Below are 16,019 nucleotides of genomic sequence, written 5' to 3'. Positions count from 1 at the left end.
CGACACGCTACCGGCGGCGAGCGTAAAACCGTTCTGCGGTCGCCGACCGCGTCCCGCGTGTGCCGCCTCTGTTCCGTAGTCACCGACGAGCGAACGACAGCACAACGGTCATGTCGGCGCGCTTGGACAGATTGTGGACGACATCTCGGCAGTCGTTCGCTCGGTCGTACGGGATCGCTGGCCGCGGTACCATCCCTAACCCTCCGAACGGACCGCGTTTGCGATCGACTCGGGGCTTTTTATCTCGACTTCGCATAGCGTGGCTATGTCACTGCGCGAGCCGAACTATCGAACGCTTCGACTGCTGTGCGCGAACGGCGCCGGCATGGTCGGCTTCCTGGTTGCAGTCGCGATCGGCGGTGAGTTTACGGTTGCGCTCGTCGCCGGAGTCGTCGTCGCCGCCATCGGCTACGTCGCGTCGAGCGCGGTCGTCGAATACGCGGGCGGGTGACGAAACGGAATGGTTAACATGTCGGATAAGATGTACACTTATTGATGACAGGAGGAAACGGAGACGGGTCGAAGACGGTCGCGACCACGGAATCCGATCCGTCCTCGATCCGCGTCCTCCTCGTCGACGATGAACCGGGATTCGCCGACACCGCGGCGTCGCTCGTCGAGGAGCGTGACGACCGATTCGACGTGACGCCGAAGACCGATCCGGCGGCGGCGCTGGACGCGGTCGAATCGGGCACGTTCGACTGTGTCGTCTCCGACTTCGACATGCCCGGAACCGACGGCATCGAGCTTCTCAAGACGATTCGGGACCGCTGGGACGACCTCCCGTTCGTCCTGTTCACCGGCGCGGGCTCCGAGCGAGTGGCGAGCGAAGCCGTCGCTGCCGACGTGGACGAGTACCTCACGAAACACGGCGCCGACGACCCCTACGGGACGCTCGCGTCTCGGATCAGGAACACCGTGGCGGCGGCGCAAACGGACCGCCGGATCGAGGAACACCTCGATCGGATGACGGACGCGTTCTGTGCGATCGACGAGCGGTGGCGCCTCACGTACCTCAACGAGCGGGCCGCAGAGCTACTCGAACGCGATGTCGATGATCTGCTGGGCGAGTCCATCTGGGAGCTGTTTCCCGACTTCGAGGGAACGAAGGTCGGGACGGAGTTACGGACGGCGATGGCCGTGGGCGAACCGCGCGCCTTCGAGTACCGGCTGGACGCGAACGACACCGACCTCGCGGTCAACGTCTATCCCTCCGAAACGGGGCTCTCCGTGTACTTCCTCGACGTGACGGAGCAGAAGAAGCGGGACCGAGAGCTCCGCGAGATCTCCGAGCGGCTCCGGCTCGCGGTCGAGGGGGCCGACGTCGGTGTCTGGGACTGGTACCTCCGCACCGACGAGGTCCGGTTCGACGATCGGTGGGCGGCGATGCTGGGGTACGACCGCTCCGAGATCGACTTCGACCTCTCGGCGTGGGAAGACCGGGTTCATCCGGACGACATCGACGACGCGTGGGCCGCCCTGGAGGCGCACTTCGACGGCGAGACCGAGTATTACCGGTGCGATCACCGGATGCGGACGAAGTCAGGCGAGTGGCGGTGGATCCGGGACCGCGGTCGCGTCGTCGAGCGCGACGCGGATGGCGAGCCGGTGCGGGCGGTAGGGATCCACATCGACGTGACCGAGGAGAAGGAACGCGAACGCGAACTCGAACGCTACCGACGGCTCCTCGACGAACTGCCCGACGGCGTTGCCGTCTACGACGCCGACGCGCACTTCGACCTCGTCAACGCCCGCATCGCGGAGGTGTACGAGACGTCCCCCGAGGCCCTCGTCGGTCGAGAGAGTCAGCTGATCGATCGGATACGCGAGAGCAGCGACGACGACGACCCGTTCGCGGCGCTCGTCGCGGGCGACCGGGAGACGCTGTCGGGAACGATCGAGATCGATCTCCCCGGGCTATCGGAGTCGATCGTCGACTTCGGCCTGCGCCGACTCGTCATCGACGGGGAGTTCGACGGCGTGTTGGGGATCTCCCGCGACGTGACGGAGCGGCAGCGCCGCCAGCAGCGCCTCGAACGCACGTCCGCGCGGCTGGAGGCGCTGTACGAGCGGTCGCCTGACATGGTCAATATCCACGACGAGACGGGCGAGATAATCGACGCGAACCGGGCGATGGCGACGGAGCTCGGCTACGATCAGGACACGCTGACCGGGATGCACGTCTGGGACATCGACAGGGGGATGGACCCGGAGGAGGCGCTCGAGGTGTGGGAAGACACGAAGCTAGACGAGACGGTCCGACTGGAGACGACGTTCGTCCGGGCTGACGGAACGACGTTCCCCGCCGAGGTCCACGTCCGACGGATCGACGTCCGCGGTGAGGACCGGTTTCTCACGACCAGTCGGGACATCTCGGAGCGCAAGGCGCACGAACGGCAGATCGAACGCGAGAACGAGCGGCTCGACGAGTTCGCGAACATCGTCTCGCACGACCTCCGGAACCCACTTAACGTGCTCTCCGGGTACCTCCAACTTGCCAGAAAGACGGGTGACGAGTCCTACTTCGACCGCTGCGAACGGGCGGTCGACGACATGGAGCGCCTCATCGAAGACGTCCTCACGCTCGCCAGACAGGGCGACGCCGTGGGTCCGGTCGAGCCGATCACCCTCGAGGAGCTGACCGACCGACAGCAGACGGACGTGTTTGGGGCGGTCGAGAGTTCGGTCGGCGACGATGGGACGGACGCGGCCGCCATCGACGTCGACTTCGAGACGACGGCCCCGGTGCTCGCGGACCGCGGTCGGCTGAAGCGGCTACTGGAGAACCTCTTTCGGAACGCCGCGGAACACGGCGGCAGTCGCGTGGTCGTCGGCGACCTCGACGACGGGTTCTACGTCGCGGACGACGGCCCGGGTGTTCCCGAGGAGCGGCGCGACGAGGTGTTCGAGAGCGGCTACACGACCTCTGAGGCCGGCACAGGGTTCGGACTCGCCATCGTCGAGCGCATCGCCGAGGCCCACGGCTGGGAGGTGACGTTGACCGAGAGCGAATCGGGCGGTGCGCGGTTCGAGTTCCACGGCGTCGACCGACCGTAGGCGCTCCGCTGGGGGGAGCGAGAGGGAAAAACGAGATCGGGTCGCCGGCTCAGAACGCGCCGGGGTAGACGCTCACGTCGGCGTGGAGTTCGTCGCGGAGCGCGGTGTGGACGTGACAGATGCCCGCGGCGCGCTCGGCGATGTCGGCCGCCGTCTCCTCGTCGATGTCGGCCGCGACGTGCACGTCGAAGGAGATGGCCTCCAGGTCGTCGTCGTCGTCGAGTTCGGCGCTGGCGTCGATCTGGATCTTCCCGAGGTCCTCCTCGCCGCGCTGGCTCCCGCCGACGCGGACGGCAGGGAGGAAACAGGAGGCGTACGTCGCGACGAGCGCGGCGTTCGGGTTCGGGCCCGTCTCGCCGGTCGCGTCGATCTGCAGGTCGAAGTCGCCGACCTGGCTCGTGCAGGCGTACCCTTCCTCGGAGACAGTGGACGTCTCGATGTCAGACATACGCGCCGACAGATGGCTCGGCGCGGCCTAAAGGTTGCTATCACCGCCGTCCGCGGCGGTAGCGCGGGCGTCCGAACACCGCCTCGACGGCGTGCGCTTACGACTCCAACGTGTACGTCTCGTCGCCCTCGAGAACGACGGGTTCGGCGGCGGCGCCGGCCGCTTTTACCTCGTTGACGAACTCCCGCGTATCGATCTCGATCGGCGGGAACGTGTCGTAGTGCATCGGGAACACCACGTCGGCGCCAACCCAGTCCGCGGCGATACCGGCGCCCGCGGGCCCCATCGTGAAGTGGTCGCCTGCGGGGAGTGCAGCGGCGTCGGGTTCGAGGTACGGCGCGATCACGTCGACCATCTCGGTCATCAGTCCGGTGTCGCCTGCGTGGTAGAACGTGGTGCAGTCCGGGTCGGACTCCTGGGTCGGCTTCTTGTCGCCGATCACGAAGCCGGCCGGCATCCCGGCGGAGTAGTCTGGGTCGTTCTCGATGCCGTTCGAGTGGTCCGCGCGGACCATCGTCACCCACGCGTCGCCGCACTCGACGGTGCCGCCGATGTTCATCCCGCCCGCCGGGAGGGTGTGTTCGAGGCCGAATTCCTCCTGGACGTACCCCGTGAGCTCCGGGGTGGCGACCACGGTGGCGTCCGGGAACGCGGCGGCGTCGCCGATGTGGTCAGCGTGCCCGTGGGTCAGGAGGAGGTAATCGGGGTCGAGTTCTTCGGGGTCGACGTCTGTCATCGGGTTGTCGAAGAACGGGTCGATCAGCAGCTCCGTGTCATCGACGAGAACGTGCCACGTCGAGTGGCCGTGCCATGTGAGTTCCATAGTACGTGTGCATCCTCTCAGCGAGTAATAATAAAAGTCGACTCCGCAAAACGCCGATCGACCCGCGTTCGAGCGAGCTGAATGCCGAGCTCTCTAATTTGAACGTTCGATCCGATTTTCTCCCATACATGGCAATATATTTCCGCGAGGACACGCTTATGAACACGATGCGGACACATTCTTTTGTGGTAGTGGAAAAACGCCATGGAGAGTGAGGGATCCGACGGTCGCGTCGGCGACGACGAACAGACGGACCGATACCGTCACTTGATCGAGCACGTTCAGGACGCGGTGGTCGAGTTCGAACTCGTCGATCAGGAGCCCATCGTCGTGTCGGTGAACCGCTCGTTCGTGGACGTGTTCGGGTACGACGCCGACGCGATTCGGGGGCAACCACTCAACGAGTGGGTGGTCCCCGACTGGAAGATAGCGGAGGCGCGCGGCTTGGACGCGAACACGTCGTCGGGCGAGATCAACTACCAGGAGGTCACCCGCGAGACCGCCAACGGGCTCCGCGAGTTTCTATACCGCGGGATTCCGTACGAAGACGGCGTCGGGTCCGGCGGCTTCGCGGTGTACACCGACCTGACGGAGATAGCGCGGAACGAGCGCCGACTGAAGGTCCTCAACCGCATCCTCCGGCACAACCTCCGGAACAACGCGAACATCGTCGCCGGCCACACGACGCGCCTGCTGGCGGAGTTTGACGAACCTGACGCGGCGACCATCGAGTCGGCGGCGACCGTCGAGCGCGCGGCCCGTGAGCTCGAACGGCTCGCAGAAGAGGCCGGCCACATCCGTCGCATCCTCCAGCGAACGACGGACGAGACGGTCGATATCGACGTCGGAACCGTGGTCCGCACGGTCGTCGACGAGCACCGCAGGCGCTCACCGAACGCCGTCATCGACGTCACCGTCGACGACGGCGAGACCGTGCTGGCCGACGACCGGCTCCGGTACGCGATCGACGGCCTGGTGGACAACGCGATCGAACACAACCCGAGCGAGGCGCCGCGGGTTCACGTTCGCCTCGATGATCCCACCGACGAGCCGGACGCGACCGCGGCGGAGTGGGCGGTCCTCCACGTGGAAGACGACGGGCCGCGAATCCCGCTCAACGAGCGCGACGTGATCCAAGACGACGAGGCGATCTCGCCGACGTACCACGGGAGCGGGTTGGGGCTCTGGCTCACCGAACTCACCGTCGAGGCGTTCGGCGGCGAACTCTCGTTCGGCGTCAGCGACGACCTCGGCGGCAACGACGTCTCGATCCGCCTCCGTCGGCCCTGAACGCGGATCGTCCCTCGTCCGGCCGAGAGACTGCGCCGAACCGCCGGCTCCGGCAACCCTTTTAAGCCACCGTTCGATCGAGCGGTCATGCACCGCGCACGATTCCGCGACCCGGCCGGTTCGATCCGCGAAGGCACCTACGACCCGGAGGGCGATACGGTCGCCTTCGGCGGCGACGAGTACGCGCTCGACGATCCCGCTATCGACGTGTTGCCGCCGACGGAGCCGACGAAAATCGTCTGTATCGGTCGCAACTACGCCGACCACGCGGCCGAACTCGGCAACGACGTGCCGGACCGACCGCTTCTCTTTTTGAAGCCGCCGAACGCGCTGGCGAGCCACGGCGACACGGTCACCGTCCCGGCCGGGAAAGACAGGATCGACTGGGAGGCGGAGCTGGCGGTCGTGATCGGCGAGCAGTGTAAGGCGGTCGACGCGGACGACGCGATGGACGTCGTCGCCGGGTTCACCTGCATGAACGACGTCTCGAACCGCGACGACCAGAACCGCGAGCAGAACTGGGTGCGCGGCAAGGCGTTCGACAACGCCGCGCCGCTCGGGCCCGTGCTGGCGACGCCTGACGAGGTCCCCGCGGACGCGAGCGTCGAACTCCGGGTGAACGGGGAGACGAAGCAGTCGAGCGACCGCGAGCACATGATCTTCGACGTGCCGACCCTGATCGAGGAGATTACCACCTACCTCACGCTGGAGGCCGGTGACGTGATCGCGACCGGGACGCCGGAGGGCGTGGGGGCACTCGCCGACGGCGACACCGTCGAAATCGAAGTCGAGGGCGTCGGGACGCTCGAACACGACGTGCGGGTTCCCTGAGCGTCCGCGGGGCGGACGCCGTGAATGCAGGCGGGTCTCCCGATCCGCGCCGGGTACGACCACGCTTAAATCCGAGCCACTCCGATTCCCGGTATGGAACCACGGGATCTCTCCGATCACTCACCGTACGTGCCGGGCCGAGGCGTCGAGGAGGTCGCCCGCGAGCGCGGGATCGACCCCGACGACCTGATCAAGCTCTCGTCGAACGAGAACCCTCACGGCCCGAGCCCCGCGGCGATCGAAGCGATCCGCGAGCACGCCGACCGCGTGCACCAGTACCCGAAATCCTCGCACACCGACCTCACCGCGAAGATCGCTGAGAAATGGGAGGTCTCGACCGAGCAGGTGTGGGTCTCACCCGGTGCGGACGGCTCGATCGACTACCTCGCGCGGGCCGCGCTGGAGCCGAGCGATGAGGTCCTCGTCCCGGCGCCCGGCTTCGCGTACTACGGGATGTCGGCCCGCTACCACCACGGTGAGGTGACGGAGTACGCGCTCGACGCTGCCGACGGGTTCGCACAGGACGCGGAGACGGTCCTGAGCGCCTACGGCGGCGAGCGGATCGTCTACGTCACCTCCCCGCACAACCCCTCGGGATCGACGATGCCGTTGGACGAAATCGAGGCGATCGCAGACGCGACCGCCGAGGAGACGCTCGTCATCGTGGACGAGGCATACGGGGAGTTCGCTGAGGTCGACAGCGCGATCCCGCTGGTCGACGAACGCGACGACGTGGCGGTGCTCCGGACGTTCTCGAAGGCCTACGGCCTCGCGGGACTCCGGATCGGATTCAGCGTCGTGCCGGAGGCGTGGGGCGAGGCGTACGCCCGCGTGAACACGCCGTTCGCGGCGAACGAGTTGGCGTGCCGTGCCGCCCTTGCCGCCCTCGACGACGAGTCGCACGTCGAGGAGTCGGTCGAATCTGCCCGCTGGGCGCGCGAGTACATCGCGAGCGAACTCGACGCGCCGACGGTGGAGTCGGCCGGGAACTTCGTGCTCGCCGAGGTCGGCGACGCGGAGCGGGTCGCCGACGCGGCGCAGGAGCGCGGCGTGATCATCCGCGACTGCACCTCGTTCGGGCTCCCGAATCACGTCCGGATCTCGACCGGCACTCGCGGGGAGACGCGCGAGGCGGTCGAGCGGCTCAACGAGACGCTCGCCGACCTCGGGCTTGGTGTTCGAGCGTGAGCGAGGAATCGACGGCGGACGCCGGAGAGACCGACCCGGACGTCCCCGCTCGCGTCGCCGTCACCGGAACCCCCGGAACCGGCAAGTCGACGGCGACTGCCCTGCTCGAAGGCGAGTACGATGTCATCCACCTCAACGACCTGATAAAGGGCGACGACGGCCTCTGGAGCGAGCGCGACGCTGACCGCGACACGCTCGTCGCCGACCTCGACGCGGTGCGCGAACACCTCGGCGACTGGAGGGGCGTGCTCGACTCGCACCTCGCGCATCGGTTTGACGTCGACCGCGTGGTCGTGCTGCGATGTCACCCGGAGACGGTCGAGGCGCGACTCCGCGAGCGCGGGGAGTCGGACGCGACCGCCGAGGAGAACGCGGAGAGCGAGGCGCTCGACGTGATCCTCTCGGAGGCCGTCGCAGAGCACGGGGTCGAGAACGTCTACGAGGTCGACACGACCGATCTGGACCCCGCGGCCGTGGCCGCCGAGATCCGCGCCGCGATCGAGGGGGAGCGCGAGCCGAGCGCCGGGACCGTCGACTTCATGGATTATATATGACCCGCCCGCGACGGTCGGGACAGTAGATGACTCTCGACCAGTACCGCTCGGTCGCGGACCGCCTGCTCGGCCCGTGGGTGCGAGCGGCGGCCCGGCTCGGGCTCTCGCCGGACCAAGTGAGCGTCGTCGCGTTCGGCGTCGCCGTCGCGGCCGCGGGGGCGTTCGCGATCGGCGAACCGCTCTTTTACGCCGTCGGCGCGGTTTGCGTCCTGCTCAACGGCTGGCTCGACCTCGTCGACGGCGCGCTCGCGCGCCACCTCGGGGTCTCCTCGGACGGCGGCGACCTCCTCGATCACGTCCTCGATCGCTACGCCGACATCGCGATAATCGCGGGGTTCACGGTCGGGGCCGAGGCGTACGCCCTCGGCTTTCTCGCCGTCACCGGCGTCCTGATGACCTCGTACATGGGCACCCAGATTCAGGCGGTCGGCATCGGGCGCGAGTACGGCGGACTCCTCGGTCGGGCCGACCGACTCGCGTTAATGGGCGTCGTCGGTCTCCTTGCCGCCGTCTACTCGGCGCCCATCGTCGTCGGCCTGAACGTCGTCGGCCTCCTGCTTGTGCTGTTCGCCGCCGTCGGCCACCTGACCGCTGTTCAGCGCTTCCGCGGCGCGTGGGGCGACCTGAGCGGCGGACTCTGACTCCGAGGTCGTCCGAGGGAATGTTTAAAAGCATCCGGCCGGAACGGAGGGGTATGCCGACCTTCGAACTCAACCTCTCGGACGACGTCTACGCGGAGTTCCAGCAGCTCGCAGACCAGGAGTTCGTCTCCGAGGAACAGGCCGCCGAGGACCTCATCGCCTCCGGCATCGAGGCGTACAACGTGAGCATCGTCGATGACGAGCCGCGCGACGAGATGCTCGACGGCGCGGAGAACAACATGTTCGACACGGCGCAGGATCCGGGCAGTCTCGAAGACGACCGACTGTAACGCCCCTTTTAAACAGCCGACCGTCAGTACCCCAGCCCGAGCGCCCGATTCGCGAGCAGCGCGGCCAGCCCCAGCGCCATCACGCCGGCGAGCAGTCCGAACGCCGGCGCCCACCCAGCCACGTCGGATATCGTCCCGACAACGACGCTCCCGGACGCGCCGATCACCATGTAGGCGGTCCGGACGAGCCCGAACCCGGCGCCCCGCTCCTCGTCGGACAGCAGGTCCATGAACCGCGACTGGACAGGGGCACCCCACGACATCGCGACGCCGACGATGCCGACGGCGACGACCGTCGGACCGAGCCCAAGGTCGTACCTCACCGTCGCGACCAAGAGCCCGTAGCCGACGACGCCGGCGCTCATCGTACCCATGGCGGTCACGTCGCGGCCGAAGCGGTCCGAGAGTGAGCCCGTGAGCGGTTGGGAGCCGCCGTGGACCAGGAAGTACAGCGAGAACAACAGGGCCGCCAGCGCCGTCGAGAGGCCGCTGCCGACCTCGAGGAACGTCGGGAGGAAGGAGGCCGTCGCCTGCCACGTGAACGCGCCCAGCGTCGCCAGCACGGTCGTGTAGAGTATCGGCGGCCGCGAGAGCAGTCCGATGAGCTGGTCGAGCGCGAACCGCTCGCGCATCGCCTGGTCGGGACGGACGCTCTCGGTGGGACGGACCCGCCACGCGAACAGCACGAAGACGGGCACCGCGACGACGACGCCGAGGAGGATACCGGCCCGCCACCCGTACCGCGAGCCGACGAGCGCGGCGAGCGGCGGCGCGGCGAGGCCGGCTATCGGCCCGCCGGCGACGTGGATACCGATGGCGCGGCCGATGTCGTCGAACTGCTTGGCGAGGAACGTCGTCGCCACGGTGTAGTGGAGCCCCGCGCCCGCCCCGAGCACCACTGTGAAGAGCATGAAAACGCCGATAGACGGCGAGAACGCGATCAGGAGGGAGGCGACCGCGGTGGCGCCGACGGCGGTCAGGATGACGGCGCGCTCCCCGTAGCGGTCGCCGAGCACGCCGGACGGGAACTGCGCCAGAGCGTACGCCAGCCACATCCCCGAGAGCGCGAGGCCGACGGTCGCGTTCGTCACGCCGAACTCAGATGTGATCCGGGGGACGAGCGGGCTGATGGCCAGCCGAGCGACCATCGTCGCGGTGAACGCGAGCGTGCAGAGGGCGAGCGCCGTGTGCCGGTACCGCCAGTTCACGGTCGACGTTCTCGACCGGGGTGGAAGCGGGTTCCGGTCGCGGCCAACCGGGCCGGGTATGAGCGAGCCTGGTCACCCACCGTGGCGGAAGCCGGCGGGCGCTTCCTCAGACCTCGAACGCGACCGGGTACTCGGTGAGGTTCTCGTACCCGTCCTCCGTGACGACGACGAGGTCCTCGATCCGGACGCCGCCGACGTCGGGGTCGTACAGCCCCGGCTCGACGGTTATCACGTGACCGGCCTCCAGTTCGCCGCCGCCGCTCGCAAGCCGGGGGGACTCGTGGACGTCGAGGCCGATCCCGTGGCCGGTCGAGTGGATGAATCCGGTCTCCGTCTCGGGGTCGGTTCGGAACGTCGGCTCGCCGGCCTCTTCGTACACCTCGCAGGCCGCGGCGTGGACGTCTGCGCCGGTTGCGCCCGGCTCGACGGCGTCGAGCGCGGCGTCGAGCGCGCGCTCGGTGAGGTCGTACCACTCGCGGAGCGCCGCCGGCGGATCGCCGACGCAGAAGGTCCGAGTCATGTCCGCGTTGTACTTCGTCGCCTTCGAGCGCGGGAAGATGTCGACGATGATCGCCTCGTTCGCCCGCAGGGGACCGAAGCCACGGTCGTGCGGGTCGGCCGCCTGTGCCCCGCCAGCGACGATCGTCTCATCGAGGGCGCAGCCGTGCCGGAGCAGGGTCACTTCGATCTCCTCAGCGACGCGCTCGCTGGTGAGTGGCTCGCCCTCGGACAGCAAGACCCCCGTTTCGGCGTCATCGCCCTCGGCGGCCACGTCCGCGCTCGCGAGCAGTTCCTCGGCGGCGCGCATCGCCGCCTCGTTCGCCCGCTGGGCCTCGTGGATCGCGTCGACCTCCGCGTCCGTCTTTACGGCTCGGACCTCTTGGAGGAGGTCGTCGCCGTCGACCGCGACGTCGATGTCGCGCTCGCGCATCGCATCTGCGGTCCCAACCGGGCCGCGCGGCGGCATCGACACCGACTCGACGCCCTTGTCGCGGGCGAACGCGGCGTACATGTCGTACCGCTCCTCGCGGCCCCCGTACTCGTAGTCGTAATCGGCGTGGCGTTCGACGGTGTCGGCGTCGGCCTCGGCCTTCGCCCGGCCGTACTCCAGCCCGGAGACGAGCACGTGGACCTCGCCGTCGGCGTACAGCGTCAGGAAGGGATCAGGTCCGGTGAACCCCGAGAGGTACAGTTGGTTCGCGTCCTCCTGTGACGCGTCGAGCAGATACCCGTCGGAGTCGAGGCCGGCGAGCGTCTCGTCGAGCCGTGTCCGGTTCATACCCGCCCTGCTCGCGCGACGCTCAAATCGGTTGCCCTCGCGGAACCGGGCGGTCGGAGTCGGACCGGCCATCTATCACGAAATATCTATATAGTAGGATTCGCCTCCTCGGCGAGAGATGGCCGCCACAGCCGCCCCCGAGAGACACTGCTGCCACGACGGCCGTGGCGGCGTTCGAGATGGCCTCTCTCCGCGGTTTTCAGTGTCGAAACCGACACAATGATTTAAATACATTCAGGCCTTACCCGTTAGTGAGGAAAACAAACCGAGACGCGTCTCTCGGCCCCCTCGGTCCCTCCACCTTAGCTAACCAATGAGCGAAAACGTTCGAGCGTATACGACGGAGCACGTCGACGACGAGAAAGAGACCGAATCGTCGGACGAGGAACTGGAATGTCCCGAATGCAGCGGCCAGCTCGCGACTGACACGGAACACGGCGAAACCGTGTGTGTCGACTGCGGGCTCGTCGTCGAGGAAGACGAGATCGACCGCGGGCCGGAGTGGCGCGCGTTCGACGCCAGCGAGAAGGACAACAAGTCGCGCGTCGGCGCCCCGACGACCAACATGATGCACGATAAGGGGCTCTCGACCAACATCGGCTGGCAGGACAAGGACGCCTACGGGAAGTCCCTCTCCAGCCGACAGCGCGAGAAGATGCAGCGGCTCCGCACCTGGAACGAGCGATTCCGCACCCGCGACTCCAAGGAGCGCAACCTGAAGCAGGCGCTCGGCGAGATCGACCGAATGGCCTCGGCGCTCGGGCTCCCGGACAACGTCCGCGAGACCGCCTCGGTCATCTACCGCCGCGCACTCGACGAGGACCTCCTCCCGGGACGGTCCATCGAGGGCGTCTCGACCGCGTCCCTGTACGCGGCCGCCCGGCAGGCGGGCACGCCGCGCAGCCTCGACGAGATCGCGGCCGTCTCCCGGGTGGAGAAGGACGAGATCGCCCGGACGTACCGATACGTCGTTCGCGAACTCAAGCTGGAGATCCAGCCGGCCGACCCCGAGAGCTACGTCCCGCGGTTCGCGAGCGACCTCGGCCTCTCGGACGAGGCTGAGCGACGCGCCCGATCGCTGCTCGAGACCGCGAAGTCGCAGGGGCTCCACTCCGGCAAGTCGCCGGTCGGTCTCGCGGCCGCCGCGGTGTACGCCGCCTCCCTACTGGTCAACGAAAAGGTCACCCAGAGCGAGGTCAGCGACGTGGCGAACATCAGCGAAGTAACCATCCGAAACCGGTACCACGAGCTGTTGGAGGCCGAGGAAGACGTCACGCTGAACTGAACGGCCCGCCAGACCGCGTCCGTCGACGCTCCGTCGCGCTTCGCTGACGCCCGGACCGCGGACGACTCGTTTTGCGGCTCGGTTCCGAACGCACAAGCCCTCACGGCCCCAGCCACGCCTATGGAGACCACCCGTCACTTCACCGCGACGACCTACGTCGTCAACGACGGTGCGACCGCCCTCCACGCACACGATCGACTCGGTATCCGACTCCCACCGGGCGGCCACGTGGACCGCGACGAACTTCCACACGAGGCAGCACTCCGCGAAGTCCGCGAGGAGACCGGACTGCGTGCCGAACTGGTCGCGACCGAATCGCCGATCACGGGGCCGAACACACGCGGTCTTCCTGAGCCGGCCCACCTCATGCTTCACGACATCAACGTTCACGAGGACGGCACCGTGGGTCACCAGCACGTCGACCACCTCTACTACGCCCGTGTCGACTCCCGTGAGATCGCACCGGACGGAGACGACGAGGTCGACCCAGATGCGTGGCGCTGGTACACGCCGGCCGACCTAGCGGCCAGCGACCTCCAGTCTGACGTGATCGACCTCGGCCGCGAGGCAATCGCGACCGTCGAGGACGCGTAACGGTCGCGGTTGCCGGAACGAAGCCCGGTCCGCGTCTGACTAGCGTCTCACGGTCCGGAAGGTATTTGGGTCGTTGCAGGCGACATAGGCCAAGATGGACGCACAGCGACGATCGGAGATAACCGAGTGGGACGCCCGCGAGTTCTCGGACGGGTTCGCTGATCTCGGGCGGCTCGTCGACCGCGGCTTCTCCGGGGCGGCGACTGACGGCATGGGGTGGCTGTTCGTGTTCGAGGGCCGAGTCGTCGGCACCGCCGACGCCGAACTGGACGACTTCGCGGAGGCGTCCGGCACGCTGTACGAGTCCCCCGAGGCGGTCCTGCCGGTCCTGTTCGCGATGCAGGAGCAGGGCGTCGAGCCACGGGCGCAGTACTACACGAACGACACGCCGCTCTCAGAGGCCGATCGCAAGCTTTCGCAGGGAGGATTCACCGGCTACATCGAACTGTCGGAGAACGTGCTTTCCGGCGACTACTACGTCACCTACACGGCCGGCGAATCGATGTCTGCCGCGTACGTCGGCAACTCCCGTCGGCTGGAGACCGGCGACAAGGCGTTCTCGCTCGCTGACGACGAGGTCGGGATCTACACCGTCTACGAGGTCGATCTGACGGTCCGAGAGATTCCGTCCGACGCCGGCGGAACCGCTTCCGCCTCGGCGGCCGCAGACCCGAGCGACGAGGAGTCCGACGACGACGCCGAGGAGGACGGCCCCGCGTCTGCCGGCGTGGTCTCGGACGATCGGTCGGACCCGACGAGTCAGCCGGACGACGACGAGCACGCGACAACGGACGATGACGCAGAGCCCGCGGACCCGACGGTCGACGGATCGGTCGTCGAGGCCGCCGAGGCCGCGGTCCGCGAGAGCGAGGCGACGGCCGACCCCGAGGCCGACGCGGCCGACGACGAGAGCCCGTCGCCCGTCCGGATCGATTCGTCCGACACCGACGACGTCGACGACGAGCCACGCGAGGGAAGCGACGCGCCGCCCGGAACGGCGACGCCGCGAGACAACCCCGCCGCGTCGGCCGGCAACGGAGACGAGGCGCCGAGCGACTCCACGGTGCGCACCGACGAATCACCGGCGAACGACTCGAGCGACGGCGAAGTGCGCCCGAGCGACGACGTGTTCTCCGAGGAGGAGCAGTGGCGCGAGCAGCGGTCTATCCCGGCGCTCGACCCGTCGGAGGCGAGCGATCCGCCGAGCGCACGCAACGGCGACGCCAAGGCCTCCGGGCGCGCCTCTCAGCGGACTCGCAGTACCGACGCAGGCGCCGGTCGGGAGGCGACCAACGAGCGGACGGCGCCCGCGAACGAGCAGTCTCCCCGGCCCCGCTCGACCGGGAAAGACGACTCGAACCAGTCGGCCGTCTCGCAACGATCGCAGCGTTCCGGTGGGGCCGGCGGTGACGGGCGCGAACGCCTGCAGAAGCTGAAACAGGCGCTGAACGAGTCCGAGCGGGAGCGCACCGAGCTCGAAGCGGAGCTGGAGACGGTCGTCGCCGAGCGAGACGAGGTGGCGGCGGACCGAGACGAGCTGGCCGGCGAGGTCGACCGATTGGAGACAGAGATGGCGTCGCTCCGCGAAGAACGGGACCGACTGCGAGAGGAACTCGCCGGGGTCCGCGAGCGGCTTCCCGAGAGCGACCGAACGATTTCGCCCGCCGAGGCCCGGAGCGGAACCAACCTCTTCGTCAGGTACGAGTCGAAAGGCGGCGCGACCCTCGAGGATGCCCACGACGGCTCGGTCGGCCGGGACGAGCTCCGCGAGAACCTGCGGATCGAACACCACACGAGCTTCGAGACGGACGGACTCGCGGTCGACGGGCGGCCGTTCGAGGAATTCCTGCGAGAGACGATCGAGTACGGGTTTACCCAATGGATCGTTGAGGACCTCCCGTTCGAAGTGAGCGGGACCGGCAACCAGAGCGTGCTTCGTGACCTCTACGACGCCATCCCCGAGATCGACCGCGCGGAGATCGGCGGGTCGGTGTCGATCATGATCCGCGAGAACGGCGAGGAGACGCGCGAACAGCGCACGTTCGACCTCGTCTTGCGCGACCGGATGGGCAACCCGCTGTTCGTCGCCGACCTCAACGACAGCCGCGACCCGACCGCCGAGGGCGCGCTCGAGTCGCTCGTGGGTAACGGCCGCGACATCGCCGAGTCCAACGACTCGTTCGCCGGGGCGTTCGCAGTGACGGAGAGCTTCTTCGAGCCGGGGGCGTTAGAGACCGCGAGCGACGCCGTCGGCGGCGGGCTGTTCAGCCGGTCGAAGCGCTCGAGCTTCGTGAAGCTCTCACGAAAACAGGGGTACCACCTCTGTCTGATCGAGGCTCGCGACGGCGGGTTCCATATGACGGTCCCGGACCTGTAACGCGGCGGGGAAAGCAGGAAACTCGATTTTACGAGGAGATGGTGGCCCGGCTCGTCGCGCCTAACGACCAACTCAGGAGCAACGAGTGAGTTGAGACAGAATTAGCTATGCCGCCCTCGCGACGAAACACGGACTCTCGGGCGCTGCGACGGAC

15 protein-coding genes are annotated in these 16,019 nt (G+C 67.9%); 11 read left to right on the top strand and 4 right to left on the bottom strand.

Features of this window, described 5'->3' with window-relative positions; genetic code table 11:
* Positions 1-265 precede the first annotated feature (265 nt).
* Together ACNS84_RS04665 and ACNS84_RS04660 are read left to right on the top strand one after the other, a co-directional pair.
* A complete protein-coding gene (locus ACNS84_RS04665) occupies positions 266-451 on the top strand; it encodes a hypothetical protein (protein WP_435073672.1) in 186 nt (61 codons plus the stop codon).
* Between the two features lie 44 nt (positions 452-495).
* Positions 496-3,057 (top strand): PAS domain S-box protein, encoded by a 2,562-nt coding sequence (locus ACNS84_RS04660; protein ID WP_435073671.1) that lies wholly within the window; start codon positions 496-498, stop codon positions 3,055-3,057.
* A gap of 49 nt (positions 3,058-3,106) precedes the next feature.
* Here ACNS84_RS04660 and ACNS84_RS04655 read toward each other — a convergent pair whose 3' ends face one another.
* Positions 3,107-3,505, bottom strand: coding sequence for an OsmC family protein (locus ACNS84_RS04655; protein ID WP_435073670.1), 399 nt, complete (start codon positions 3,503-3,505; stop codon positions 3,107-3,109).
* Between the two features lie 97 nt (positions 3,506-3,602).
* Entirely contained in the window at positions 3,603-4,328 is a 726-nt protein-coding gene (locus ACNS84_RS04650; RefSeq protein ID WP_435073669.1) for a metal-dependent hydrolase, read from the bottom strand.
* 204 nt (positions 4,329-4,532) lie between these two features.
* On the opposite strand from ACNS84_RS04650, the gene ACNS84_RS04645 reads away from it, so the two are divergent.
* The 6 genes from ACNS84_RS04645 (at position 4,533) to ACNS84_RS04620 (ending at position 9,122) form a co-directional block, all read left to right on the top strand.
* A complete protein-coding gene (locus ACNS84_RS04645; RefSeq protein WP_435073668.1) occupies positions 4,533-5,618 on the top strand; it encodes an ATP-binding protein in 1,086 nt (361 codons plus the stop codon).
* Between the two features lie 87 nt (positions 5,619-5,705).
* A complete protein-coding gene (locus ACNS84_RS04640) occupies positions 5,706-6,449 on the top strand; it encodes a fumarylacetoacetate hydrolase family protein (protein WP_435073667.1) in 744 nt (247 codons plus the stop codon).
* 93 nt (positions 6,450-6,542) lie between these two features.
* The gene (hisC, locus tag ACNS84_RS04635; RefSeq protein WP_435073666.1) at positions 6,543-7,637 is read left to right on the top strand and encodes a histidinol-phosphate transaminase; all 1,095 of its coding nucleotides are present in this window, start codon (positions 6,543-6,545) and stop codon (positions 7,635-7,637) included.
* The gene (locus ACNS84_RS04630; protein ID WP_435073665.1) at positions 7,634-8,191 is read left to right on the top strand and encodes an adenylate kinase family protein; all 558 of its coding nucleotides are present in this window, start codon (positions 7,634-7,636) and stop codon (positions 8,189-8,191) included. The genes hisC and ACNS84_RS04630 overlap by 4 nt, the downstream gene beginning before the upstream one ends.
* A 26-nt stretch (positions 8,192-8,217) precedes the next feature.
* The gene (locus ACNS84_RS04625) at positions 8,218-8,832 is read left to right on the top strand and encodes a CDP-alcohol phosphatidyltransferase family protein (RefSeq protein ID WP_435073664.1); all 615 of its coding nucleotides are present in this window, start codon (positions 8,218-8,220) and stop codon (positions 8,830-8,832) included.
* Between the two features lie 53 nt (positions 8,833-8,885).
* On the top strand, positions 8,886-9,122 hold the full coding sequence (locus ACNS84_RS04620; RefSeq protein WP_435073663.1) for a DUF7120 family protein: 237 nt from the start codon (positions 8,886-8,888) through the stop codon (positions 9,120-9,122).
* A gap of 23 nt (positions 9,123-9,145) precedes the next feature.
* Here ACNS84_RS04620 and ACNS84_RS04615 read toward each other — a convergent pair whose 3' ends face one another.
* Together ACNS84_RS04615 and ACNS84_RS04610 are read right to left on the bottom strand one after the other, a co-directional pair.
* The gene (locus tag ACNS84_RS04615; protein ID WP_435073662.1) at positions 9,146-10,330 is read right to left on the bottom strand and encodes an MFS transporter; all 1,185 of its coding nucleotides are present in this window, start codon (positions 10,328-10,330) and stop codon (positions 9,146-9,148) included.
* Positions 10,331-10,436: 106 nt separating this feature from the next.
* Positions 10,437-11,609 (bottom strand): M24 family metallopeptidase, encoded by a 1,173-nt coding sequence (locus ACNS84_RS04610; protein ID WP_435073661.1) that lies wholly within the window; start codon positions 11,607-11,609, stop codon positions 10,437-10,439.
* Positions 11,610-11,922: 313 nt separating this feature from the next.
* On the opposite strand from ACNS84_RS04610, the gene ACNS84_RS04605 reads away from it, so the two are divergent.
* The 3 genes from ACNS84_RS04605 (at position 11,923) to ACNS84_RS04595 (ending at position 15,865) form a co-directional block, all read left to right on the top strand.
* Positions 11,923-12,894: a transcription initiation factor IIB gene (locus ACNS84_RS04605; RefSeq protein WP_435073660.1), complete on the top strand. Its 972-nt coding sequence runs from the start codon at positions 11,923-11,925 to the stop codon at positions 12,892-12,894.
* Positions 12,895-13,014: 120 nt separating this feature from the next.
* Positions 13,015-13,488 carry an NUDIX hydrolase gene (locus ACNS84_RS04600; RefSeq protein ID WP_435073659.1) on the top strand — a complete coding sequence of 158 codons (474 nt, stop codon included), beginning with the start codon at positions 13,015-13,017 and terminating at the stop codon, positions 13,486-13,488.
* Positions 13,489-13,582: 94 nt separating this feature from the next.
* Positions 13,583-15,865 (top strand): DUF7527 domain-containing protein, encoded by a 2,283-nt coding sequence (locus tag ACNS84_RS04595; RefSeq protein ID WP_435073658.1) that lies wholly within the window; start codon positions 13,583-13,585, stop codon positions 15,863-15,865.
* The last annotated feature ends 154 nt before the right edge of the window (positions 15,866-16,019 follow it).

This window comes from Halorubrum wangae (assembly GCF_051194135.1).
In the GTDB taxonomy this organism is placed as follows: Archaea; Halobacteriota; Halobacteria; order Halobacteriales; family Haloferacaceae; genus Halorubrum.
This window is presented reverse-complemented; position numbering and strand designations above follow the sequence as displayed.